We start from the raw sequence: 23,829 nt of genomic DNA, 5'->3' as shown, positions 1-23,829 counted from the left end.
TCCTTAAAAGAGTAAGAACCTTATAAGGAGGTTATTTATTATTTAAATCTAATAATTAAAATGAAGAATTGGGTTGTTGTAAAAAGTCAATTTCTTCAGCACTTGATTGACGTCCTAAAATGGCATTACGGTGTGGGTAACGCCCAAAACGATCAATAATTACTTTATGTTTAATTTCAAAATCCAACAACGCTGGATTAGTAAATTTATCAAACAATTCAACTGCCTTTTGGTGAATATAAGCTGATTCTGAATGCATATAAGGCATTAAAATAAAATGTTTTTCTGATTCACTCAACGACATAAATTCAGGCAATTCAATTGCGGTTTGTGCTAACACTAATGCCATTGTATCTTGTGCAAATGCACGTGGTGTATTGCGATAAAGATTACGTGAAAACTGGTCTAGCACAATAATTTCAGCTAAACGACCTTGAATTGTCGTGCGCCAACTATCTAGTTCACCACGACTACCTTGCTCTAATATTTGAGCAAATTGTGCTCGAATAGCTTGATCAAATTGATCTGATTTAACAAACCAATTTACTTTATTTTCCTCGCTATACCAAAAGTCAAGTACAGCTTGGGCATCAGGATGAATTTTTATCATAATATTTCCTTTTTAAAGGATTTAAATACTACGTTAAATAAGATAGCATTTATTAGATCGTACTTTGTTTAAACATGATTTATATATTACCAGTCAAATAAACCGTACAATCATATTCCGAAACAAGGTGCAGTGTATTTCTGTAAAATTTTGCAAAAACAGACCGCTCTTTATATAACAAAACTTACAAAAAGAATAAGTTAAAATAGTAGCAAGAAAACTTACTCTTGATTAAACATCATAAGTACCCATCACAACTGCTTGATCCAAAATATGCCCCTGCATCGCAAAATGAAGATCATTAAAGCGAAAGCCTGCTTCCAGATCTAATTTGCAATCCAAAGCATACACAATCAATTCATAACGATGTTGACAATTCGGTGGTGCCATTCCACCATAAAAAGAAGCTTCTGCAAGTTCAAATTTACCTAATACACTCGCCCAAGAATTAGCGCCTTGAATGTAATCGGTTGCGGTTTGACTTTCATTCGCTTGTACTGATGTGCGTTCTAAGTTAGCAATTAACCAATGAATCCAAACAAAACCACTTGCTGTAATGGCATCTTTATCTTCTAACACGACTGCAAAAGATTGTGTACCTTTAGGAACATCGCTAATCTCAAAAGGAATTGAATACGTCGGCATACCATTCGGACTAAATTGGCTACCTCGCTTACCATATTTGTCTTCAAATACACCATTTTTAATGGCAGAACTGATTACTTTCATCGTTTCTCCTTACGTTTGTGTTAAACAAGCAGTTTCTACTATAACTAGAATTGATGAAAATTTCGCTAGATTATTTGCTTTTACAAGTAGATTAAAGAGCGATCTGCTTTCTAACATATTGAAAAACAGACCGCTCTTTTACTTTAGATTGAAAATAAAAACTTAATATGACTTACGACATTCTACCATTTTCAATATGAATGACTTGATCGCAAATTGCCATAGTAGACGCACGATGGCTGACTAACACAATCAATTTTTCTGTTTTTACATTCAACAAAGATTGTAAAATAATTGCTTCATTTAAACTGTCTAAATTGCTGGTTGGCTCATCAAGTAAAATGATTGGCGCATTATGTAAAAACGCACGAGCAATGCCAATACGCTGTTTTTCGCCGTCAGATAAATTGTTACCTAATTCGGTGATTTTAGTATCATAACTTTCAGGTAAACTCATAATGAAATCATGAATTGAGGCTTTTTTTGCTGCTTCAATCACTTGTTCTTTGCAAGCAGAACGATTTGCCATCACAATGTTTTCATAAATTGTTTCATTGAAAATGTAAGTTTGCTGGGTGATATAAGCGATATTATCGCGTAAATTCATCGTATTAATTTGAGTTAAATCAGTATTATTAATACGAATATGACCTGTTTGTGGATCATAAAAACGCATGATTAGCTTTAATAGCGTACTTTTTCCGCTACCACTGCGTCCATGAATACCTAAAATATTGCCTTTTTCTAAATATAAATTCACATTCGATAAAATATGTTCATCTTCATAAGCAAAACTGAGATTATTTATTTCAAGTTGAGTGACATCTGATAAATCTTGCCCTTTTATCACCTCTTTTAAATGCGGTTCTTCACTTAATAAACCTAAAACACGTTCACCACTAGCTAAAGTCTGTAATAAGTTATTAGATAAGTTACTTAATGCAATGACTGGACCATAGCTCGACATTAATAAAATTACCGCAATTAATAAACCTGCAAAATTAATTTGTTGCTTATAGAACAAAGTAAGTCCAGTGAATAAAATTAAAATATTAAATACTGAAACGGCAATTTCAGTATAAGAACGAACTTTACCTTCTTGTTGCTTAATTTTTAAGAATGCTTGATCGATCTTTTTACTACGTTGGTGAATACCTGATAAACGTTCTTGTTCATTGCCAAAAAGTTGCAACTCTTTCATACCACGTATGCTATCAAGGAAATAATCATTCATTTCACCGACTAACTCTCGATAAACACGTCCATCTTCACGCGCCATTTTAGTGGTGATAATCGGTAAAATTAAACCGATAGTCAGGTAAGCTAAAAAAGCAATGAAGGTAAACCACAACGAAATATGAGCAAAGATAGCTAATAAGATACCTGAAGTTAAAAATGCAATCATAATTGGCGCAATAGTATGCGCATAGAAAACCTCGAGTAATTCAATGTCATTAGTCACTAAAGAAAGTAATTGTCCTGATTGTTTACCTTGCAGCTTAACAAAAGCCAATTTACGCAATGCAGTAAAAACTTTATCACGCAACAACGCTAATAATTTAAAGGCAATATAATGTCCTGACATTTGTTCGAGGTAACGCAAAATACCTCGTGCTACGGCAAGTACAATAAGTGCAGTCAAAATTTGTGAAAAATCAAGATGGGTTGGGAATTGAAGTAGATTAACTAATCCCATTGCGCCTAATACCATAATGAAAATTGCAGCTAGAAAGCCGAGAACCCCCATCACAATAGTAAAAGTCATGATATGCGCTAATGGTGTAACTAATTTAAGCAAATGCCACATGATGACAAATCCATTTTTACGCATGCTCACCTCCTTGTCTGATATTTTCTAAATTCTTTTGTTGATTAAACATGTCTGCATAAATGCTATTTTGCGCCATTAACTCAAGATGATTGCCTTGCTCTGCTAATTTACCTTGTTGTAACACATAAATTTTATCGGCTTGCACTGCATTGGCTAAGCGATGAGAAATCATTATGATTGTTTTTTCTGCTTTTAATCGTTGAATAAAAGTCAAAATGATTTCTTCGCTTTCTACATCAATATTACTGGTTGCTTCATCAAAAATATATAAATCTGCATCGTGCAACAAAGCTCGAGCCAAAGCTAAACGCTGAATTTGTCCTCCTGATAAATTACTACCGCGGCTTAACAATGGCATATCTAAACCACCATTTTCACGCACAAAGTTAGCGAGATTGACTTGTTCGAGTACAGCGTAAATTTGTTGATCGGTCGCCTTTAAATTGGCCATTAGCATATTTTCACGCAAACTCCCTTTGAAAATATAAGAACTGTGGCTCACTAATGACACATGACGATAGAAAGAATGGCGTTCTAAGGTTTGAATTTCTTGTTGGTTAAATAAAATTTTGCCCTGTTGTGCGCTATAGAAGCCCATCAATAACGATACTAATGTCGATTTACCACAACCACTTTTACCAACAAATACGGTTAATTGCTTCGGTTCAATAGTCAAATTTAAACCGTTAATAGCTAATTTTTCAGGAGAATAAGCAAAGTGTAAATTTTGAATATCTACGCGTACTGAATTCTCTGCTTTAAAATCCACCGCACTTTCATGAGTTTCGATTGGCGTATCTAACAAAGTAAAAATTTTGTCTGAGGCTGCTTTACCATTCATCGCTACATGGAAAAAAGAACCAAGTAAACGTAATGGAATGAAAAATTCTGAGGCGAGTAAGATAAATAAAATCACTCCAAAAATGCTCAAATGATCCGCTTGGAATTGTAATAATGCAGTTAAAATGCCAATTGCTGCACCACCATAAGCAAGTAAATCCATTAAAGAAACAGAATTTAACTGCATAGTAAGAACTTTCATCGTAATGGTACGAAATTTTTCGGCTTCAATATCCATTTGTTTAGCTTTGTAATCATCATCTTGGTAGATTTTTAAAGTAACTAAACCTTGCAAATTATCTAAAAAACTACTACCTAGCCCCACATAAATTGACCAATATTTATGTAACAAGCGTTTGGCTATTTTATTTACTGCAATAATCGACATTGGAATTAACGGTACACAAACTAATAAAATTAAAGCGGTGGGCGCATTAAACCAAACTAAGAAGATAAATAACGTAAGAGGAGCAAGTAGACTATAAAAAAGTTGAGGTAAATAACGTCCAAAATAGATTTCAAGTTGTTCAACTCCTTCAGAGGCGACTTGAATAATAGATGATGTTGATTGTTGATTGACTTGACTCAATGGCATAGCGGCCAATTTTTGAAAAATTAGTGTACGTAACTCATGTTTTACTTTCGTACTTGCTTGATAAGAAGCCTGTACTGATTTTTTACTCGCAAATGCACGTATTGCTAAAGCTACAATCAAATTTATACCAAAACTGACCGCACCTGCTAAAGTTAACGTTTGTTCAAAAGCTTGTTCTAAACAAAGCGCAAAAACGACAGCACTGATAATACCAGCAACTAATACTATCCAATTCCAAAAGACGGTTTTAGCAATCCATTTTTTGCTATCAGATACCGTATTTATCAATCGTTTATCGATCATCATAAAATGTTTGTCCTTAAAAATCTTGGTTCAAATCAAAGTGTGCTATTTTAACATAAATGAGAATTGATTTTATTAAAAATAGCTAAAAAGCCAGCAAGTTTGTTCAAACTTACTGGCTATTCAAACAATAAAATAAGTGAAATTATTCTTTACCTAATTTAGGTATAAGGCTTGCCACTAATGTTGCACTAATAATGACAACAATACCAAACCAAGATAATAACGAAATTGATTCATCTAATAATATAATGGCTAAAAATACACCAAAAATAGGTTCAAGTGCGGTTAATAATCCCGTCAAATTAGTGTGTGTAGCATTGAGTCCCTTATTCCATAGCCAATAAGCAATCCAGCTACAGAAAATAGAAAGATAGAGTAATCCACCAATACCTTGCCAATTCCAATTTACTTGCCAATGTTGTGTTAATATCAATGTAAAAGGTAAACAAGTTATTGCACCTAACACGACTGAAATAGCCGTATAAGCAGGCGCGGTAATCTGCACAATCATCTTTTTAGTCCAACGCAAACTCGCAGAAAAACAAATACCCGCCAATAACACTAAACTACGACCCAGTAGGCTAATTTTACCCGTATCTTCACCGCCAATAATTAACATGGCTACACCCAAAAAAGCAATCATACCAAATAACCAATGATACCAACTGGCTTTATCTTGAAAAAAGAAATGACCAATAAAAACAATCAATAATGGTTCTAAACCAATAATAGTGACTGCACTTGCTGCTGAAGTATATTTCAAGCCAATAAATTGCAAGAGAAAAATTACTGGATAATTAATAAAACTAAGCCACCATAATTGGCTGTGCCAGTGTTTATCTACTTTTTTCCAATGGCGTAAAAATAATGGAAAGATAAGGAATGAAATAATGATTAACCGTGCTTGAACTGTTAATACAGGATCAAGCATAGTAAATGCATATTTACCAGCAACGAGAGAACTCGCCCAAATACATAATGCAAGAATTTGATAAAACATGAGATAAAAAAGTGCGGTTAAAATTGGATTTATTTTAACCGCACTTTGATAGATTGAAATGAAATTTTTTAAATATCTAAATTTGCATGTAATGCGTTACTTTCGATAAATTCACGGCGTGGCTCCACTTCATCGCCCATTAACGTAGTAAACAATTGGTCTGCTGCCACTGCATCTTTAATAGATACTTTTAGCATACGACGTGCATTTGGATCCATTGTAGTTTCCCAAAGTTGCTCAGGGTTCATTTCACCTAATCCTTTATAACGCTGTACCATCAAACCGCGACGTGATTCTTTCACTAACCATTCAATCGCTTGCTCAAATGAAGTAATAGCAAGTTTACGTTCACCACGTGTGATATAAGCGCCTTCTTCAATCAAACCAACTAATTGTTTGCCTAATTTCACAATACGCGCATATTCACTACCTGTGGCAAATTGGAAATTCAGGAAATAATCCGTGTCAATTCCATGTGTACGTACTGTTAATACGGCTTCATATAAATGACGTTCATTATTAAATACCAGACGATAGCTATAATGATTACCATTAGTTTCTTTTGCCGCTAATTTTTCAACTAATGTTGAAATCCAAGTTTCTACCGCATTTTCTTGTGCCATTAATTCGGTAGTTAATTCTGGATGATAGATAAGCTCTTTTAACACGGCTTCTGGATAATGACGTGCTAAACGGACAATCATTTTCTGAAGTGCATTATATTCTGACACTAATGTTTCTAAGGCTAATCCATTCATTGCCGGCGCATTTTCATTAACATAAAGTGCTGCATTTTCTAATGCCAGAGCAACTTCATATTGCACCATCGCTTCATCATCTTTGATATATTGCTCTTGTTTACCTTTTTTCACTTTATATAAAGGCGGTTGAGCAATATAGACATGTCCACGTTCAATCAATTCTGGCATTTGACGATAGAAGAAAGTCAATAATAAAGTACGAATATGCGCACCATCCACATCCGCATCAGTCATAATAATAATGCTATGATAGCGTAATTTTTCTGGATTATATTCATCACGACCAATCCCACAACCTAATGCAGTAATTAATGTTCCTACTTCTGCCGAAGATAACATTTTATCAAAACGTGCTTTTTCTACGTTTAGGATTTTCCCTTTTAATGGCAAAATCGCTTGGTTTTTACGGTTACGCCCTTGTTTCGCAGAACCACCTGCTGAATCCCCCTCCACTAGATAAAGTTCAGATAAAGCAGGATCGCGTTCTTGGCAGTCAGCAAGTTTACCTGGCAAACCGCCTAAATCTAATGCTCCTTTACGACGTGTCATCTCACGTGCTTTACGTGCTGCTTCACGCGCACGCGCAGCATCAATAATTTTACCTACAATGATTTTAGCGTCAGACGGATTTTCCAATAAATATTGCTGTAAATATTCATTCATCACCGATTCAACCGCACTTTTCACTTCAGAAGACACTAATTTATCTTTAGTTTGTGAAGAAAATTTTGGATCAGGTACTTTCACTGAAATGATAGCCACTAAACCTTCACGAGCATCATCACCAGAAGTGGCAACTTTCGATTTTTTATTATGTCCTTCATTGTCCATGTAGTTATTCAAACTACGGGTCAGAGCACCACGAAAGCCTGCTAAATGCGTCCCACCATCACGTTGTGGTATATTATTGGTAAAACAATAGACATTTTCATTAAAACTATCATTCCATTGCATGGATACTTCCACACCTATACCATCTTTTTCTGTCGAAAAATAAAAAGGTTTTTGGTGAATTGGATTTTTATTACGGTTTAAATATTCGACGAAGGCTTGAATTCCCCCTTCATAATGGAAATGATCTTGTCTGTCATTACGTTTATCAAATAATTTGATAGAAACACCTGAATTTAGAAATGATAATTCACGTAAGCGTTTAGCTAAAATGTCATATTCAAATTCAATATTATTAAAAATGGTTGGGCTTGGCCAGAAACGAACAGATGTGCCTGTTTGCTCTGTTTCACCTATCGCCGCCAATGGCGCTTCAGGTTCACCTAAACGATAGATCTGCTCATGTACTTTACCTTGACGACGAATGGTTAACTGCAATTTATCAGAAAGAGCATTAACAACAGAAACCCCTACACCATGCAATCCACCAGAAACTTTATAGGAATTATCGTCAAATTTACCACCTGCATGTAATACCGTCATGATAACTTCAGCAGCAGAAACACCTTCTTCTGGATGAATATCAACAGGAATCCCTCGTCCATCATCTTGTACCGACACCGAATTATCCGTATGAATAGTTACTGTAATATCTTTGGCATAACCAGCTAAAGCTTCATCGATAGAGTTATCCACCACTTCGAATACCATGTGATGCAAACCTGTGCCATCATCTGTATCCCCAATGTACATACCAGGACGTTTACGTACTGCATCAAGCCCTTTTAAGACCTTAATACTATTCGCACCATAATTTTCAGGGGTATTATTTGACATTGTTTCTCTCTTTTCAAAAGCGTAAAAAATTGCTGCAATTATAGCAAATTTTTAGCAGAATGGCTAAAGATAAGTGCGGTGAGTTTTGATTGATTTTTTAATTGAAATAGAAAAATTTTAGAACAAACCGTTTTTTGTCACACTAATAGAGTATCTAATAAAAAGCAGATCACTTAAGTGTCTGCTTATATCATTTGAATCCTTTACTTTTAAGCACCAATAATACGATAAAGTGCGGTATCTTTTCTGTCTAAATAATGCACAGATTGAATGCGGCGAATAGTACGTGAACGACCACGAATTAATAAAGTTTCAGTAGTAGCTAAATTACCTTTTCGATGAATGCCTTTTAATAAATCCCCATTTGTAATCCCTGTAGCAGAAAAAACTAAGTTATCATCACGAACTAAATCTTCTAATTTCAATACTTGATTTACTTCGATCCCCATTTCCTGACAGCGGCGAATTTCATCTGCTGCAATCGCTTGATTTTCAGGGGTGCTACCTTTTACTTGATGACGAAGTAATAAACGTGCTTGCATTTCACCACCTAAAGCACGTACTGCTGCGGCTGCAATGACCCCTTCTGGCGCACCACCAATACCATATAACATATCTACTCCGCCATCAGGTAAACAACATAAAATGGAAGCTGCCACATCACCATCAGGAATGGCAAGTACTTTCACGCCTAATTGCTGCATTTTTTTGATCGTTTCATGATGACGAGGTTTATCCAAAGTAATCACGGTTAATTGAGAAAGAAGCTTTCCCATTTTAGATGCAACACGACGCAAATTTTGTTCTAAAGGTAAACTTAAATCAATCATCCCTTTCACTTCTGGACCAACCACTAATTTTTCCATATACATATCAGGCGCTTTTAAAAATGTCTCTTTACCACCAGCAGCAAGTACAGATAAAGCATTAGCCTGACCCATCGCTGTCATTCTTGTTCCTTCAATTGGATCAACGGCAATAGAAACTTCTTCACCTTTTCCCATACCTACTTTTTCACCAATATACAGCATAGGTGCTTGATCAATTTCTCCTTCTCCAATGACCACTTCACCAACCATTTCAACTTGATTTAGCATTAAACGCATTGCTTGTACTGCCGCATTATCTGCCGCTTCTTTATCACCACGCCCTAACCAAGCAAACCCAGCTAATGCTGCAGCTTCAGTAACTCTTGAAAATTCAATGGCTAACGCTCTATTCATATTATTTATCCTTTGTTCTGATTGATCAAAATTCGGCATTATTCTAGCACCTCGCAATCGATTGCGTAATTAAAAATAAAAAAATGATAATAATTTTTTCGAATGAGCTTAGAAATTATGTTAATGTTGCAGAGAAAGTTTATTCATCTGTTTAACAATCAAAGTTAACTAGAGTAGAATAACTAAACTTATTACATAGTAGAGGAAGCTTTTATGTCTTTAGAAATTTTAGATCAACTAGAAGAAAAAATTAAACAAGCAGTTGAAACTATTCAATTGCTTCAATTAGAAATTGAAGAATTAAAAGAAAAAAATAATCAATCACAACAAGCTTATGATGCATTACGCAATGAAAATGAGCAATTAAAGAGTGAACATCAAAACTGGCAAGAACGTTTACGTTCATTATTAGGTAAAATTGATAACGTTTAATTCAATTTGAAAGTAAGGCTTAGTCATTCTAAGCCTTATTTTTAGGAAAAAATGATGAAATCTCAAATTTGTCTTATCACAGGTAGTACTTTAGGTGGTGCTGAATATGTTGCAGAGCATATTGCAGAGGTATTACAGCAACAGGGTTATCCTATCCATTTAGAGCATGGTCCTAACCTTACTGATATTATTGAGGAAAAATGTTGGTTAGTTGTCACTTCAACACATGGTGCAGGCGAATTACCTGACAATATCAAGCCTTTATTTGAACAATTAATGCAGCAAAATATTCCATTAAATGATTTACGTTTTGCGGTGATCGGACTAGGTAACTCGGATTACGATACTTTTTGCTATGCAGTAAATCAGGTGGAACAAATATTACTTAGCAAAAAAGCTATGCAAATTTGTCCATCCTTAAAGATGGATATGTTACATATTACAGATCCTGAACAAACTGCAGAACAGTGGTTACCTACCTTCACTCAACAACTTTAATTAATAAAAAGTGATAGAAATTATACAAACTCCTATCACTTCTCTTTCTCTTTCTCTTTCTCTTTCTCTTTCCTCAATTATCATTTTTTTGTTATAGAAAATAATAATTAGAAAAATTAAATTCCCTGTGGATAACTTTCAATTAATCTGTAAAAAACCTGTATTTATACAATGAATAGAATAGTCTTAAATTTAACTTGTGGATAAAACCGATATTTATACACAAGATATTAATGATTTAAATTAGAGATCTTAACATGCTAAAAAAGGATCTAACTATTTAATTAATAATAAAAAAACGATCTTACTCACAATAAAAAAGATCGTAATAACATTAATAATAAGATCTCTTTATATAAAAAGATCTTTATTTTATTAACACATGATCCAATACAAGATCCGCCCATCTAACCAATCAAAAATGTTACTTTCAAGCAAGGTTAAATTTCAGTAGAATAACGCCCCAGTTAAAGCGGATCAAAAGATCGCAACGCAAAATGAATTACTAAAAGGTTATTATGTTTTATACTGAAAATTATGATGTGATTGTAATTGGCGGTGGTCATGCAGGTACAGAAGCTGCACTTGCACCAGCACGAATGGGATTAAAAACGCTACTATTGACTCACAATATTGATACTTTAGGTCAAATGTCTTGTAATCCTGCAATTGGTGGAATTGGTAAAGGTCATTTAGTCAGAGAAATAGATGCCATGGGTGGTTTAATGGCAACTGCAGCAGATCAAGCAGGGATTCAATTTCGTACTTTAAATAGCAGTAAGGGTCCGGCAGTGCGTGCTACTCGTGCTCAAGCAGATCGTGTCTTATATCGCCAAGCAGTCCGTATTGCTTTAGAAAATCAAGAAAATCTTGATATTTTTCAACAAGAGGTTACAGATATTATTTTAGAACAAGATCAAGTCGCTGGTGTTGTGACTAAAATGGGACTGAAATTTAAAGCCAAATCAGTAATTCTGACAGCAGGTACTTTTTTATCTGGCAAGATCCATATAGGTTTAGAAAATTACACTGGTGGACGTGCTGGTGATCCTGCTTCTGTGATGTTAGCAGAACGTTTAAGAGAGCTAAATTTGCGTGTAGATCGTCTAAAAACAGGCACACCACCGCGTATTGATGCACGTACGATTGATTTTTCTGTGTTAGCAAAACAGCATGGTGATAAACAATTACCTGTATTTTCATTTATGGGATCAGTCAATCAACATCCACAACAGATTCCGTGTTTTATTACTCATACTAATGAACAAACCCATGAAGTGATCCGTAATAATTTAGATCGCAGTCCAATGTATGCTGGGATCATTGAAGGAATTGGTCCACGTTACTGTCCATCGATTGAAGATAAAGTAATGCGTTTTTCTGAACGTAGTTCTCACCAAATCTATCTTGAACCAGAAGGGTTAACCAGCAATGAGATCTATCCAAATGGGATCTCAACGAGTTTACCTTTTGATGTACAAATGAAGATCGTTAATTCGATGAAAGGGATGGAAAAAGCCCGCATTATTAAACCTGGTTATGCAATTGAATATGATTACTTTGATCCACGTGATCTTAAACCAACATTGGAAACTAAAGAAATCAAAGGCTTATTTTTTGCTGGTCAAATTAATGGTACTACAGGTTATGAAGAAGCAGCAGGACAGGGTCTACTAGCTGGAATTAATGCGGGGTTATTTGTACAAGAAAAAGAAGCTTGGTTCCCACGTCGCGATCAAGCATATATTGGTGTTCTTGTTGATGATCTTTGTACCTTAGGTACAAAAGAGCCTTATCGTGTATTTACTTCTCGTGCAGAATATCGCTTATTATTGCGTGAGGACAATGCTGATAGCCGTTTAACACCTATCGCACGTCAATTTGGTTTAATTGATGAAAAACGCTGGGCAAGATTTAACCAGAAAATGGAAAATATTGAATTAGAACGTCAACGTTTACGTCAAATTTGGCTGCACCCACGTTCAGAATACCTTACAGAAGTAAACCAACTGCTAAGTAGTCCATTAGTACGTGAGGCTAATGGTGAGGATTTGCTACGTCGTCCTGAAATAAACTACCAAGTTTTAACTACACTTACACCATTCCAACCTGCAATGGAAGATAAAGAAGCGGTAGAGCAAGTGGAAATTGCTATTAAATATCAGGGTTATATTGAACATCAACAAGAAGAAATTGAGCGTCAAAAACGTCATGAAAACACAGTGATCCCAGATAGTTTTGACTATTCAATTGTATCAGGGTTATCTAATGAAGTGAGATCAAAATTAGAACAACATCGTCCCGTGTCTATTGGACAAGCTTCACGTATTTCAGGCGTCACTCCAGCTGCAATTTCAATTTTGCTCGTTAACTTGAAAAAACAGGGTATGTTAAAACGTGGTGAATGATGCTTAATCTTGAACAGCAATTAGTTAAAAAACTTGAAATTTTGTTAAAACAGACCGCACTTTCGATAACCGATCAACAAAAAGTGCAGTTAGTAAAGTTAGTTTTGCTTTTACACAAATGGAATAAAGCTTATAACTTGACTTCAGTACGTGATCCAATGGATATGTTAGTTAAACATATTTTAGACAGTATAGTGGTGAGTCCTTATTTACAAGGCGAACGCTTTATTGATGTTGGTACTGGTCCAGGTTTGCCTGGCTTGCCTTTAGCGATTATTAATCCAAATAAATATTTTGTATTGTTAGATAGCTTGGGTAAACGAATTAGTTTTATTCGTAATGCCTTGCGTGAGTTAGGGATTACCAATGTGGAACCTATATTAAGTCGTGTTGAAGATTATCAACCAGAACAATTATTCGATGGCGTCTTAAGCCGAGCATTTGCTTCGCTAAAAGATATGACTGATTGGTGTCAACATCTACCAAATCAACAAGGTTGTTTTTATGCACTGAAAGGGATTTACCATCAACAAGAAGTGCTTGAATTAGAAGCTAAATTTACACTTAAACAAGTGATTAAATTACAAGTGCCGGCCCTTGTGGGAGAAAGGCATTTAGTAATTGTTAATTAAATTTTAAATAAATGTTTAAAAAATATAATTTTGTGATCTGTTTCACATTTTTTAATTTCTAATCAAACTAAAACTAGCGTATAATCTGGCATAATTTTGTTTTGATTTAGCTGTTTACCAAGAAAGCAGAATAAATAATGTCTAGAGTAATAGCACAGGCAAAGAAAAAATATAAAAGATCACTCACTATTGAAAGCCTTATTTTGCTTATAACAGCACTCATTTTAATGAGTTGGCAATGGCAAATAGCTGCTTCTTTTTATCTTGGTGCGATGGCTATTTTTTTGCCGTATTGTGTTTTTGTATTTTTAGTTTTTTTTAGAAAAAAACAACAGTTTTCTAATAAAATAACCTATTTTTATTATGGGGAAGGAATAAAGTTCCTATTAACGATTGTCTGCATTATTGCAACATTTAAACTCTTTTCCTCAATGCAGCCTATAGCATTTTTTAGTGGTTATTTTATTGCGATTGTATTGAATAACATTCTTCCGTTTTTGGTTGATAACTACTTAAAAATATAGAATTTTCACAAAATATTATTAAAAGGAATAATTATGGCAGCAGAACTAACAACAGCTGGATATATTAGCCACCACTTATCGTTCCTTACAACAGGCGATTCTTTTTGGCATGTTCATTTAGATACACTGTTCTTCTCTCTTGTTTCAGGTATCATTTTTCTTTTTATTTTTTCACGCGTAGCAAAAAAAGCCACTTCTGGTGTACCAAGCAAATTGCAATGTTTTGTTGAAATTATGGTTGATTGGGTTGATAGTATTGTAAAAGAAAATTTTCAAGGTCCGCGTGGTACTATTGGTCCATTAGCATTAACCATTTTCTGCTGGGTATTCATTATGAATGCAATAGATTTAATCCCAGTTGATTTTTTACCACAGTTAGCTCATTTATTTGGTATCGAATATTTAAGAGCTGTGCCTACAGCAGATATTAGCAGTACATTAGGTCTTTCTATTGGCGTATTCTTTTTAATTATTTTCTATACCATTAAATCAAAAGGTATGAGTGGTTTTGTGAAAGAATACACACTTCATCCATTTAATCATCCATTGTTAATTCCCGTTAACTTAGCACTTGAGTCAGTAACATTATTAGCAAAACCTGTTTCTTTAGCATTCCGTCTTTTCGGTAATATGTATGCAGGTGAACTTATCTTTATTTTGATTGCTGTAATGTACATGGCAAATAATTTCGCTTTAAATTCAATGGGTGTTTTTATGCATTTAGTTTGGGCAATTTTCCATATTCTAGTTATTACACTACAAGCATTTATTTTTATGATGCTAACAGTTGTTTATTTGAGTATGGGCTATAACAAAACTGAACACTAATTTTTTATAAACAAAACGGACCTTAAGGTCTAAATTTCAATCTTATGGAGAACATTATGGAAACTGTAATTACTACAACAATCATCGCATCCGCAATTCTTCTTGCTGTTGCTGCATTAGGTACTGCATTAGGTTTTGCTATCTTAGGTGGTAAATTCCTAGAGTCATCAGCTCGCCAGCCTGAGTTAGCAGGTAGCTTACAAATTAAAATGTTTATCGTTGCGGGTCTTTTAGATGCGATTTCAATGATTGCTGTAGGTATTGCGTTGTTATTTATCTTTGCTAACCCATTCATCGAGTTATTAAAATAATTGTTGGTTTGCAAATAACAGCAAATAATTACTCATATTGAGTAATGTAAACAATAATTATTAGGGAGGAGTGGTTGTGAATTTAAATGCAACACTAATTGGTCAACTTATTGCTTTTGCAATTTTCGTTACGTTTTGTATGAAATTTGTTTGGCCACCAATTATTAAAGCGATTGAAGAGCGTCAGCGTGCGATTGCAAATGCGCTTGCATCTGCTGAGGCAGCAAAAAAAGAACAGGCTGATACTAAAGCTTTAGTAGAGCAAGAAATTACTGATGCTAAAGTGCGAGCACAACAGATCATTGATTTAGCGAATAAACGCCGTAATGAAATTTTAGAAGAAGTAAAAGCAGAAGCTGAAGCGACTAAAGCTCAGATTATTGAACAAGGCTATGCTGAAGTTGCTGCTGAACGTAAACGTGTTCAAGAAGAATTACGCGTTAAAGTTGCATCACTTGCTATTGCTGGTGCTGAGAAAATTGTGGGTCGTACAGTTGATGAAGCGGCAAACAATGACATTATCGATAAATTAGTTGCAGAACTATAAGAAGGTTGGGCTTATGTCAGAATTAACTACAATAGCTCGCCCTTATGCCAAAGCAGCTTTTGATTTTGCAGTAGAGCAAAGTGCGGTTGAAAAATGGACAGAAATGTTAAACTTTTCATCTGAATTAATTAAAGATGAAACAATGCAAACATTTTTGAATAGTTCATTTTCTGCTCATAAACTTGCTAATACTGTCATATCGATTTGTGGCGACCAGCTTGATCAATATGGGCAAAATCTTATTAGGTTAATGGCTGAAAACAAGCGTTTAACAGTGCTTCCTGCGGTTTATCAAGAATTTCAACATTATGTTGAAGAACATCAAAAAATAGTAGAAGTTCAAGTCATATCAGCTCAACCATTAAATGCGGTGCAATCGCAAAAAATTGCCGCAGCAATGGAAAAAAGATTAGCTCGTAAAGTTAAATTAAATTGTAGCTTAGATAGCTCATTGATTGCTGGAGTTATTATTCGTACAGATGATTTTGTGATTGATGGCAGTAGTCGTGGACAACTTGCTCGTCTAGCAAATGAGCTGCAATTATAAGAGGAATAAAAGATGCAACTAAATTCTACAGAAATTAGTGAATTGATTAAAAAACGCATTGCCCAATTTGACGTAGTGAGTGAAGCTCGCAATACGGGGACAATTGTTTCTGTGAGTGATGGTATTATCCGCATTCATGGTTTAAGTGAAGTAATGCAAGGTGAAATGATTGCATTACCAGGTAATCGTTATGCTATGGCACTGAATCTTGAAAGAGATTCTGTAGGTGCGGTAGTAATGGGTCCTTATGCTGATTTAGCAGAAGGAATGGAAGTTCAATGTACTGGTCGTATCCTAGAAGTACCTGTCGGACGAGGTTTATTAGGTCGTGTAGTAAATACATTAGGTGAACCAATCGATGGTAAAGGTGAAATTGCTAATGATGGTTTTTCACCTGTTGAAGTGATTGCGCCAGGCGTTATTGATCGTAAATCTGTTGACCAGCCTGTTCAAACTGGTTATAAAGCTGTTGACTCAATGGTACCAATCGGTCGTGGTCAACGTGAATTAATTATCGGTGACCGTCAAACAGGTAAAACAGCATTAGCAATTGATGCTATTATTAATCAACGTGATTCAGGTATTAAATGTATCTATGTTGCTATCGGTCAAAAAGCTTCAACAATTGCTAACGTAGTGCGTAAATTAGAAGAGCATGGTGCGTTACAAAATACTATTGTTGTTGTTGCTTCAGCATCTGAATCTGCTGCATTACAATACCTTGCACCATATTCTGGTTGTGCAATGGGGGAGTATTTCCGTGATCGCGGTGAAGATGCATTAATTGTTTATGATGACTTATCAAAACAAGCTGTAGCTTATCGTCAAATTTCATTGTTATTACGTCGTCCGCCTGGTCGTGAAGCTTTCCCTGGCGATGTTTTCTATTTACATTCTCGCTTACTTGAGCGTGCTTCACGTGTAAATGAAGAATATGTTGAACGTTTTACTCATGGTGAAGTGAAAGGAAAAACTGGTTCTTTAACTGCACTTCCAATCATTGAAACGCAAGCTGGTGACGTTTCTGCATTCGTTCCAACAAACGTAATTTCAATTACTGATGGTCAAATTTTCTTAGAATCTAACTTGTTTAACTCAGGTATTCGCCCTGCGGTAAACCCAGGTATCTCGGTATCCCGTGTAGGTGGTTCTGCACAAACTAAAGTAGTGAAAAAATTAGCTGGTGGTATTCGTACTGCACTTGCTCAATATCGTGAATTAGCTGCTTTTGCTCAATTTGCTTCTGACCTTGATGATGCAACACGTAAACAATTATCACATGGTCAAAAAGTAACTGAATTATTGAAACAAAAACAATATTCTCCATTATCAGTAGCACAGCAGGCATTAGTGTTATTTGCAGTGGAATTTGGTTATTTAGATGAAGTTGAATTAGATCGTATTGGTTCATTTGAATCAGCTCTTTTAGAGTATGCTAACCACAACTATGCAGATTTTATGCGTGAATTAACTCAATCTGGTAATTACAATGATGAAATTAAAGAGTCATTGGCAAACATTTTAGATAGCTTCAAAGCAAATAGTGCGTGGTAAGTTAACGCTTTAATGGAGAGACAAGATGGCAGGTGCTAAAGAGATAAGAACCAAAATCGCGAGTGTAAAAAGTACACAAAAGATTACCAAAGCGATGGAAATGGTTGCTGCCTCAAAAATGCGTAAAACGCAAGAACGTATGTCTGCTTCACGTCCGTATTCTGTTGCAATACGTAATGTGATCAGTCATGTCTCTAAAGCCAGTATTGGTTACAAACATCCGTTTTTGATTGAACGTGAAATTAAAAAAGTTGGTATCTTAATTGTTTCTACTGATCGGGGTTTATGTGGTGGTTTAAATGTTAATTTATTTAAAACTGCAATGACCGAAATAAAAAAATGGAAAGAACAAAATGTTGGAGTAGAACTAGGTTTAATTGGCTCTAAAGGTATTAGTTTTTTCCAATCTATTGGTATGAAAGTAAGAGGTCAACTTTCAGGTATGGGTGATACACCATCAGTTGAAGAATTGCTTGGTGTTGCAAATGGTATGTTTAATGCCTACAAAGAAGGTGAAGTTGATGCGATTTATATTGTTTACAATAAGTTTGTTAATACAATGTCGCAAAAACCGATTTTACAACAGCTTGTACCTTTACCTGAATTAGAAGATGATAAATTAGCTGAAAAACAACAGGCTTGGGAATATTTATATGAGCCTGATGCAAAAGTATTACTTGATTCATTACTTATCCGCTATTTAGAGTCTCAAGTTTATCAAACGGTAGTAGAAAATCTGGCTTCTGAGCAGGCAGCTCGAATGGTAGCAATGAAAGCAGCAACTGATAATGCAGGTAATTTAATCAATGAGTTACAGTTGGTGTATAACAAAGCTCGTCAAGCAAGTATTACAAATGAATTAAATGAAATTGTTGCTGGTGCAGCAGCAATTTAACAAATAGAGGATCGGTAATGGCAACTGGAAAAATTGTACAAATCATCGGTGCGGTTATTGACGTTGAATTCCCACAAGATGTGGTACCAAAAGTATATGATGCCTTAAATGTTGAAACAGGTTTAGTCCTTGAAGTTCAACAACAATTAGGTGGCGGTATTGTTCGTTGTATCGCAATGGGATCATCTGATGGTTTAAAACGTGGTTTAACAGTAACTAACACGAATAGCCCAATTTCTGTACCAGTGGGGACAAAAACATTGGGTCGTATTATGAACGTATTAGGTGAGCCAATTGATGAACAAGGCCCAATTGGTGCAGAAGAAAATTGGTCTATTCACCGTGCGCCACCAAGTTATGAAGAACAATCTAACAGTACTGAACTTTTAGAAACGGGAATTAAAGTTATTGACTTAGTATGTCCGTTTGCAAAAGGGGGGAAAGTTGGTCTATTCGGTGGGGCAGGTGTAGGTAAAACCGTTAATATGATGGAATTAATTCGTAACATCGCGATTGAACACTCTGGTTACTCTGTATTTGCAGGGGTAGGTGAGCGTACGCGTGAAGGTAATGATTTCTATCATGAAATGAAAGACTCTAACGTATTAGATAAAGTCTCTCTTGTTTATGGTCAGATGAATGAACCACCAGGTAACCGCCTACGTGTAGCACTAACAGGTTTAACAATGGCGGAAAAATTCCGTGATGAAGGTCGCGACGTCTTATTCTTCGTTGATAATATTTATCGTTATACTCTTGCTGGTACTGAAGTATCCGCATTGTTAGGTCGTATGCCGTCTGCAGTAGGTTATCAGCCAACGCTAGCAGAAGAAATGGGAGTACTTCAAGAACGTATTACTTCAACTAAAACAGGTTCTATTACTTCTGTTCAAGCGGTTTATGTGCCAGCTGATGACTTAACTGACCCATCGCCAGCAACAACTTTTGCGCACCTAGACTCAACAGTTGTATTAAGTCGTCAAATAGCATCATTAGGTATTTATCCTGCAGTTGACCCATTAGAATCAACTTCTCGTCAATTAGATCCATTAGTTGTTGGTGAAGAACATTACAACGTGGCTCGTGGTGTACAAACAACATTACAACGCTATAAAGAATTAAAAGATATCATTGCAATTCTTGGGATGGATGAATTATCAGAAGATGATAAATTAGTGGTAGCACGTGCGCGTAAGATCGAACGTTTCTTATCACAACCGTTCTTCGTAGCGGAAGTATTTAATGGTACACCAGGTAAGTATGTACCATTAAAAGAAACAATTCGTGGCTTTAAAGGTATTTTAGAGGGTGAATATGACCATATCCCAGAGCAAGCGTTCTATATGGCAGGCACCATTGATGAAGTATTAGAAAAAGCAGCTAAATTATAATTGCTTCTGAAAGCAACTAACCAGGCTTGAGGGAGAGTATATGTCAGTATTTAATTTAAATGTAGTTAGTGCGGAACAGCAAATATTTTCTGGTCCAGTAAAGAGTATTCAGGCAACGGGTATTGAGGGTGAACTTGGTATTTTAGCAGGTCATACCCCATTACTTACCGCAATTAAACCGGGTATTGTTAAGCTTACTCTTGAAGATGGTAAAGAAGAAGTTGTTTATGTTTCAGGTGGTTTTTTAGAAGTTCAGCCAAATATCGTTACTGTATTAGCTGATACAGCAATTCGAGGTGATGAACTTGATGGTGATCGTATTTTAGCTGCGAAAAAACGTGCAGAAGAAAATATTCGTTCTCGTCATGGTGATGCAAATTATGAAATGTTAGCATCTAAACTGTCTAAAGAATTAGCAAAACTACGCGCTTATGAATTGACAGAAAAATTAGTAAAAAATAAACGCTAATTAGACCGCACTTTGAACACAACAAAGACCACTTATTAGTGGTCTTTTGTTTTCATTGGCAATTATTTTCCTTTTTTCACCCAATACTTAAAGGGTGTTTTTTCTACTTTACTTTTTAATAAAGTATGTTCCATAAATTGGCAAAAACTTGGAATATCTCTTGTTGTTGCTGGATCATCAGCAATCACTAATAATACTTCCCCATCTTGTAAGTAACGGATATATTTTCTTACCAACATTACTGGTTCAGGGCAGCGTAAACCTAAAGTGTCCAATGTTTGAGTAACAGTAATTTCGCTCATGAATTTTATCGTTTTTTGAATAAATTTAAGCGGTATAATACATCAAACTCAAATAGCCTAAAAGTTCAATAAACGTAATGATTGAATATAAAATCCCAAAAAGTGCGGTCATTTTTGAAGAAGAAATAAAGAAAAGTCGTTTTATTACCTATTTGCGTCACGTTGAAGGCATTGTTGAAGCAAAAGCATTTTGGCAAGAAATTAAAGTATTACATCCACATGCTCGCCATCATTGCTGGGCAGCAGTAGCGGGTTCACCAATAGACTCACAGCAGCTTGGTTTTTCTGATGATGGTGAACCAGCTGGTACAGCAGGTAAACCAATGTTATCAGCATTACAAGGTAGTCATATTGGTGAAATTAGTGCAGTTGTTGTACGTTATTATGGCGGTGTTTTGTTAGGAACTGGTGGATTAATACGCGCTTATAATAATGGTGTCCAACAAGCATTATTACTATTAGAAACAACATTAAAAGTACGACGTGAAAATTATAAAATACAATGTGATTATGGGCAGATTAACTGGTTACAATTATTGTTTGAAAAATATGAAATATTAGTTAATACTCAGACATTTAGCGAAAGCGTAAAGTTTGAGTTAGGTATTAGAGATGATAAACTGAAGCTCTTTGAACAAGAAATAATAGAACGTTCGAGCGGACAACTACAATTAGAAAGAGAGTAATTTGTGCGAATATTGTCGATCATCCGAATTGTCGGTATCTTAGTTATGTGTTTTTCTATTACTATGTTAGCACCTGCTTTTGTTGCATTATTATATGGTGATGGTGGTGGTAAAGCATTTGTACAAACTTTCGTAATGAGCTCAATTGTAGGGTTATCTTTATGGTGGCCTTGTCATCATCATAAAGAAGAATTGCGTTCTCGAGATGGCTTTTTTATTGTTGTTGCATTTTGGCTTGTATTAGGTAGCCTTGGCGCCATTCCTTTCATGCTATTTGAAAAGCCTGACCTTACTTTATCTGGCGCTTTTTTTGAATCTTTTTCTGGTCTAACAACTACTGGTGCAACCAATATCACAGGATTGGACAATTTACCAAAAGCTATTCTATTTTATCGCCAACTATTGCAATGGATGGGCGGAATGGGAATCATCGTATTGGCAGTTGCGATTATCCCTCTTTTAGGGATTGGGGGTATGCAACTATATCGTGCTGAAATGTCAGGACCGCTGAAAGATCAAAAAATGCGTCCACGTATAGCAGAAACGGCCAAAATTTTATGGTTTATTTATACTTCTCTTACTGTTCTTTGTGCATTAGCTTATTGGTTAGCTGGTATGTCAGCATTTGATGCAATTAGCCATAGTTTTTCAACAGTATCTATTGGTGGCTTTTCTACTCATGATGCAAGTATGGGATATTTCAATAATAGTGCAATTAATATTATTACAATTGTATTTTTACTTATTTCTGCTTGTAATTATGCATTACATTTTGCCGCATTTTCAGAATTAAAACGTGGTAAATCACTTAAAATATATCTACGTGATTCAGAATTTAAGTTTTTTATCAGTTTTCAGACTGCACTTATTGTGATTTGTTTTCTCTTTCTTTGGTGGGGTGGACATGAAAATAGCTTAGAGCAAGCAGCTTTCCAAGCAGTATCTATTTCAACAACAACAGGATACACCACAGCTGATTTTGCACATTGGCCTTCTTTCATTCCTATGCTTTTATTATTTTCATCTTTTGTAGGAGGATGTGCAGGATCTACAGGAGGAGGTTTAAAAGCGGTAAGAATTTTGATTTTATCATTACAGTGGAATAGGGAAATCAAACGCTTTGTACATCCAAACTTAGTTTATCCAATTAAATTAGGGCGTAATATTGTGCCTGAACGAGTTTTAGAAGGAATTTGGGCGTTTTTTTCTGCTTATGTTTTTGTTTTTATAGTCTGTTTATTTGGTGTCATTGCTTGTGGTGTTGATATTTTTGATGCTTTTAATGCAGTTGTTGCTTGTTTAAATAATTTAGGACCAGGTTTGGGACAAGTAAGTAGTAATTTTGTTAATATTCCTGATGGTGCTAAATGGATTTTAACTTTCGCTATGATTTGTGGCCGTTTAGAAATTTTTTCATTACTTGTTTTATTTAGCCCTGCTTTCTGGAAAGAATAATGAAAACATTAATTTTATACTCAAGTCGAGATGGACAAACTAAAAAAATAGCTGAATATATTGCTTCGTGTTTACTAGGCGATGTTAGTATTGAAGCATTAACAGAAAATATACAAATTGATAGTTTTGATAACATCATTATTGGTGCATCAATACGTTATGGACATTTTAATTCACTACTTGATAAATTTGTCAAAAAACATACCGCACTTTTAAATCAAAAACGAACAGCATTTTTTGGAGTGAACTTAACTGCACGTAAAGAAGGTAAAGATATGCCAGAAACAAATGTTTATGTGAGAAAATTTTTTTTGCGTAATCAATGGCAACCAACTTTAAAAGCAGTATTTGCCGGAGCATTGTTTTATCCTCGTTATAATTTTTTTGATCGTATGATGATTCAATTTATTATGAGAATAACAGGGGGTGAAACGGATACAACGAAAGAAGTTGAATATACAAATTGGAATAAAGTAAAAGATTTTGCAGAACAGTTTAATGTAATGAAGTAATCAGCATCAACGATTCGTTGTATGGGGATGTTTTGATAAAAGCCATTTTTCGAATGTGATACACTCCTTAATAACAGATAATATTATTTATTTTGTCTAAAAAAATAGCAGTTAAATTTAATTTGAGGTTATTTAGTAAAAAAGGACTTGCTTGAGATAAATAAATGCCTATAATGCACGTCCGCAAGTCAGGCATGACAAGTGGTTTTATAAAG

24 protein-coding genes are annotated in these 23,829 nt (G+C 35.1%); 16 read left to right on the top strand and 8 right to left on the bottom strand.

Annotated elements, in window-relative coordinates:
* Positions 1 to 55: 55 nt before the first annotated feature.
* The 7 genes from ACFSAV_RS00120 to glpX form a co-directional block, all read right to left on the bottom strand.
* A complete protein-coding gene (locus ACFSAV_RS00120; RefSeq protein ID WP_379094781.1) occupies positions 56 to 610 on the bottom strand; it encodes a DUF924 family protein in 555 nt (184 codons plus the stop codon).
* A 231-nt stretch (positions 611 to 841) separates the two neighbouring features.
* On the bottom strand, positions 842 to 1,339 hold the full coding sequence (locus ACFSAV_RS00115; protein WP_379094778.1) for a YbhB/YbcL family Raf kinase inhibitor-like protein: 498 nt from the start codon (positions 1,337 to 1,339) through the stop codon (positions 842 to 844).
* Between the two features lie 172 nt (positions 1,340 to 1,511).
* Entirely contained in the window at positions 1,512 to 3,170 is a 1,659-nt protein-coding gene (gene cydC, locus ACFSAV_RS00110; protein ID WP_379094775.1) for a thiol reductant ABC exporter subunit CydC, read from the bottom strand.
* Positions 3,163 to 4,911, bottom strand: coding sequence for an ABC transporter ATP-binding protein/permease (locus ACFSAV_RS00105; RefSeq protein WP_379094772.1), 1,749 nt, complete (start codon positions 4,909 to 4,911; stop codon positions 3,163 to 3,165). The genes cydC and ACFSAV_RS00105 overlap by 8 nt, the downstream gene beginning before the upstream one ends.
* 142 nt (positions 4,912 to 5,053) lie before the next feature.
* Positions 5,054 to 5,911 carry a DMT family transporter gene (locus ACFSAV_RS00100; protein WP_379094769.1) on the bottom strand — a complete coding sequence of 286 codons (858 nt, stop codon included), beginning with the start codon at positions 5,909 to 5,911 and terminating at the stop codon, positions 5,054 to 5,056.
* 68 nt (positions 5,912 to 5,979) lie between these two features.
* Positions 5,980 to 8,400 (bottom strand): DNA topoisomerase (ATP-hydrolyzing) subunit B, encoded by a 2,421-nt coding sequence (gene gyrB, locus ACFSAV_RS00095; protein WP_379094766.1) that lies wholly within the window; start codon positions 8,398 to 8,400, stop codon positions 5,980 to 5,982.
* A 209-nt stretch (positions 8,401 to 8,609) separates the two neighbouring features.
* Positions 8,610 to 9,623 carry a class II fructose-bisphosphatase gene (glpX, locus tag ACFSAV_RS00090; protein WP_379094763.1) on the bottom strand — a complete coding sequence of 338 codons (1,014 nt, stop codon included), beginning with the start codon at positions 9,621 to 9,623 and terminating at the stop codon, positions 8,610 to 8,612.
* Between the two features lie 213 nt (positions 9,624 to 9,836).
* Here glpX and zapB point away from each other — a divergent pair, with 213 nt between their 5' ends.
* The 13 genes from zapB (at position 9,837) to ACFSAV_RS00025 (ending at position 20,659) form a co-directional block, all read left to right on the top strand.
* Entirely contained in the window at positions 9,837 to 10,055 is a 219-nt protein-coding gene (zapB, locus tag ACFSAV_RS00085) for a cell division protein ZapB (RefSeq protein ID WP_101775714.1), read from the top strand.
* Between the two features lie 54 nt (positions 10,056 to 10,109).
* The gene (gene mioC / locus ACFSAV_RS00080) at positions 10,110 to 10,553 is read left to right on the top strand and encodes an FMN-binding protein MioC (RefSeq protein ID WP_379094760.1); all 444 of its coding nucleotides are present in this window, start codon (positions 10,110 to 10,112) and stop codon (positions 10,551 to 10,553) included.
* Between the two features lie 518 nt (positions 10,554 to 11,071).
* Positions 11,072 to 12,961 (top strand): tRNA uridine-5-carboxymethylaminomethyl(34) synthesis enzyme MnmG, encoded by a 1,890-nt coding sequence (gene mnmG / locus ACFSAV_RS00075; RefSeq protein ID WP_379094757.1) that lies wholly within the window; start codon positions 11,072 to 11,074, stop codon positions 12,959 to 12,961.
* Positions 12,961 to 13,593: a 16S rRNA (guanine(527)-N(7))-methyltransferase RsmG gene (gene rsmG / locus ACFSAV_RS00070; protein WP_379094755.1), complete on the top strand. Its 633-nt coding sequence runs from the start codon at positions 12,961 to 12,963 to the stop codon at positions 13,591 to 13,593. The genes mnmG and rsmG overlap by 1 nt, the downstream gene beginning before the upstream one ends.
* Before the next feature lie 137 nt (positions 13,594 to 13,730).
* A complete protein-coding gene (locus ACFSAV_RS00065) occupies positions 13,731 to 14,117 on the top strand; it encodes an ATP synthase subunit I (protein ID WP_379094751.1) in 387 nt (128 codons plus the stop codon).
* Positions 14,118 to 14,150: 33 nt separating this feature from the next.
* Positions 14,151 to 14,945, top strand: coding sequence for a F0F1 ATP synthase subunit A (gene atpB, locus ACFSAV_RS00060; protein ID WP_379094748.1), 795 nt, complete (start codon positions 14,151 to 14,153; stop codon positions 14,943 to 14,945).
* A 56-nt stretch (positions 14,946 to 15,001) separates the two neighbouring features.
* Positions 15,002 to 15,256: a F0F1 ATP synthase subunit C gene (gene atpE / locus ACFSAV_RS00055; protein WP_049214366.1), complete on the top strand. Its 255-nt coding sequence runs from the start codon at positions 15,002 to 15,004 to the stop codon at positions 15,254 to 15,256.
* Between the two features lie 76 nt (positions 15,257 to 15,332).
* Complete coding sequence (atpF, locus tag ACFSAV_RS00050) at positions 15,333 to 15,803, top strand: F0F1 ATP synthase subunit B (RefSeq protein ID WP_101775721.1); 471 nt, start codon at positions 15,333 to 15,335, stop codon at positions 15,801 to 15,803.
* 13 nt (positions 15,804 to 15,816) lie between these two features.
* Positions 15,817 to 16,350 (top strand): F0F1 ATP synthase subunit delta, encoded by a 534-nt coding sequence (gene atpH, locus ACFSAV_RS00045; RefSeq protein ID WP_379094743.1) that lies wholly within the window; start codon positions 15,817 to 15,819, stop codon positions 16,348 to 16,350.
* A gap of 12 nt (positions 16,351 to 16,362) precedes the next feature.
* Positions 16,363 to 17,904, top strand: coding sequence for a F0F1 ATP synthase subunit alpha (gene atpA / locus ACFSAV_RS00040; RefSeq protein ID WP_379094740.1), 1,542 nt, complete (start codon positions 16,363 to 16,365; stop codon positions 17,902 to 17,904).
* A 25-nt stretch (positions 17,905 to 17,929) separates the two neighbouring features.
* On the top strand, positions 17,930 to 18,799 hold the full coding sequence (gene atpG / locus ACFSAV_RS00035; protein WP_101775724.1) for a F0F1 ATP synthase subunit gamma: 870 nt from the start codon (positions 17,930 to 17,932) through the stop codon (positions 18,797 to 18,799).
* Positions 18,800 to 18,816: 17 nt separating this feature from the next.
* Entirely contained in the window at positions 18,817 to 20,190 is a 1,374-nt protein-coding gene (gene atpD, locus ACFSAV_RS00030) for a F0F1 ATP synthase subunit beta (RefSeq protein ID WP_101775725.1), read from the top strand.
* A gap of 40 nt (positions 20,191 to 20,230) precedes the next feature.
* Entirely contained in the window at positions 20,231 to 20,659 is a 429-nt protein-coding gene (locus tag ACFSAV_RS00025) for a F0F1 ATP synthase subunit epsilon (protein WP_379094736.1), read from the top strand.
* Positions 20,660 to 20,721: 62 nt separating this feature from the next.
* On the opposite strand, the gene tusA is transcribed toward ACFSAV_RS00025, so the two are convergent.
* Positions 20,722 to 20,961 carry a sulfurtransferase TusA gene (gene tusA / locus ACFSAV_RS00020; RefSeq protein ID WP_101775727.1) on the bottom strand — a complete coding sequence of 80 codons (240 nt, stop codon included), beginning with the start codon at positions 20,959 to 20,961 and terminating at the stop codon, positions 20,722 to 20,724.
* Between the two features lie 77 nt (positions 20,962 to 21,038).
* Between tusA and ACFSAV_RS00015 the strand changes: the two genes are divergently transcribed.
* The 3 genes from ACFSAV_RS00015 to hemG are packed head-to-tail and all read left to right on the top strand — an operon-like array spanning position 21,039 to position 23,614.
* Positions 21,039 to 21,647, top strand: coding sequence for a YigZ family protein (locus ACFSAV_RS00015; protein ID WP_379094733.1), 609 nt, complete (start codon positions 21,039 to 21,041; stop codon positions 21,645 to 21,647).
* A gap of 3 nt (positions 21,648 to 21,650) precedes the next feature.
* On the top strand, positions 21,651 to 23,102 hold the full coding sequence (locus tag ACFSAV_RS00010) for a TrkH family potassium uptake protein (protein ID WP_379094729.1): 1,452 nt from the start codon (positions 21,651 to 21,653) through the stop codon (positions 23,100 to 23,102).
* Complete coding sequence (hemG, locus tag ACFSAV_RS00005; RefSeq protein ID WP_101775730.1) at positions 23,102 to 23,614, top strand: menaquinone-dependent protoporphyrinogen IX dehydrogenase; 513 nt, start codon at positions 23,102 to 23,104, stop codon at positions 23,612 to 23,614. The genes ACFSAV_RS00010 and hemG overlap by 1 nt, the downstream gene beginning before the upstream one ends.
* Positions 23,615 to 23,829 lie beyond the last annotated feature (215 nt).

It is taken from the genome of Pasteurella oralis (assembly GCF_042681465.1).
In the GTDB taxonomy this organism is placed as follows: Bacteria; Pseudomonadota; Gammaproteobacteria; order Enterobacterales; family Pasteurellaceae; genus Pasteurella; species Pasteurella oralis.
This window is presented reverse-complemented; position numbering and strand designations above follow the sequence as displayed.

Excerpts from the sequence above, each read along its gene's own strand:
- ACFSAV_RS00120 (WP_379094781.1), bottom strand. The coding sequence starts at position 610 with ATGATAAAAATTCATCCTGATGCCCAAGCTGTACTTGACTTTTGGTAT.
- ACFSAV_RS00115 (WP_379094778.1), bottom strand. The coding sequence starts at position 1,339 with ATGAAAGTAATCAGTTCTGCCATTAAAAATGGTGTATTTGAAGACAAA.
- cydC (WP_379094775.1), bottom strand. The coding sequence starts at position 3,170 with ATGCGTAAAAATGGATTTGTCATCATGTGGCATTTGCTTAAATTAGTT.
- ACFSAV_RS00105 (WP_379094772.1), bottom strand. The coding sequence starts at position 4,911 with ATGATGATCGATAAACGATTGATAAATACGGTATCTGATAGCAAAAAA.
- ACFSAV_RS00100 (WP_379094769.1), bottom strand. The coding sequence starts at position 5,911 with ATGTTTTATCAAATTCTTGCATTATGTATTTGGGCGAGTTCTCTCGTT.
- gyrB (WP_379094766.1), bottom strand. The coding sequence starts at position 8,400 with ATGTCAAATAATACCCCTGAAAATTATGGTGCGAATAGTATTAAGGTC.
- glpX (WP_379094763.1), bottom strand. The coding sequence starts at position 9,623 with ATGAATAGAGCGTTAGCCATTGAATTTTCAAGAGTTACTGAAGCTGCA.
- zapB (WP_101775714.1), top strand. The coding sequence starts at position 9,837 with ATGTCTTTAGAAATTTTAGATCAACTAGAAGAAAAAATTAAACAAGCA.
- mioC (WP_379094760.1), top strand. The coding sequence starts at position 10,110 with ATGAAATCTCAAATTTGTCTTATCACAGGTAGTACTTTAGGTGGTGCT.
- mnmG (WP_379094757.1), top strand. The coding sequence starts at position 11,072 with ATGTTTTATACTGAAAATTATGATGTGATTGTAATTGGCGGTGGTCAT.
- rsmG (WP_379094755.1), top strand. The coding sequence starts at position 12,961 with ATGCTTAATCTTGAACAGCAATTAGTTAAAAAACTTGAAATTTTGTTA.
- ACFSAV_RS00065 (WP_379094751.1), top strand. The coding sequence starts at position 13,731 with ATGTCTAGAGTAATAGCACAGGCAAAGAAAAAATATAAAAGATCACTC.
- atpB (WP_379094748.1), top strand. The coding sequence starts at position 14,151 with ATGGCAGCAGAACTAACAACAGCTGGATATATTAGCCACCACTTATCG.
- atpE (WP_049214366.1), top strand. The coding sequence starts at position 15,002 with ATGGAAACTGTAATTACTACAACAATCATCGCATCCGCAATTCTTCTT.
- atpH (WP_379094743.1), top strand. The coding sequence starts at position 15,817 with ATGTCAGAATTAACTACAATAGCTCGCCCTTATGCCAAAGCAGCTTTT.
- atpA (WP_379094740.1), top strand. The coding sequence starts at position 16,363 with ATGCAACTAAATTCTACAGAAATTAGTGAATTGATTAAAAAACGCATT.
- atpG (WP_101775724.1), top strand. The coding sequence starts at position 17,930 with ATGGCAGGTGCTAAAGAGATAAGAACCAAAATCGCGAGTGTAAAAAGT.
- atpD (WP_101775725.1), top strand. The coding sequence starts at position 18,817 with ATGGCAACTGGAAAAATTGTACAAATCATCGGTGCGGTTATTGACGTT.
- ACFSAV_RS00025 (WP_379094736.1), top strand. The coding sequence starts at position 20,231 with ATGTCAGTATTTAATTTAAATGTAGTTAGTGCGGAACAGCAAATATTT.
- tusA (WP_101775727.1), bottom strand. The coding sequence starts at position 20,961 with ATGAGCGAAATTACTGTTACTCAAACATTGGACACTTTAGGTTTACGC.
- ACFSAV_RS00015 (WP_379094733.1), top strand. The coding sequence starts at position 21,039 with ATGATTGAATATAAAATCCCAAAAAGTGCGGTCATTTTTGAAGAAGAA.
- hemG (WP_101775730.1), top strand. The coding sequence starts at position 23,102 with ATGAAAACATTAATTTTATACTCAAGTCGAGATGGACAAACTAAAAAA.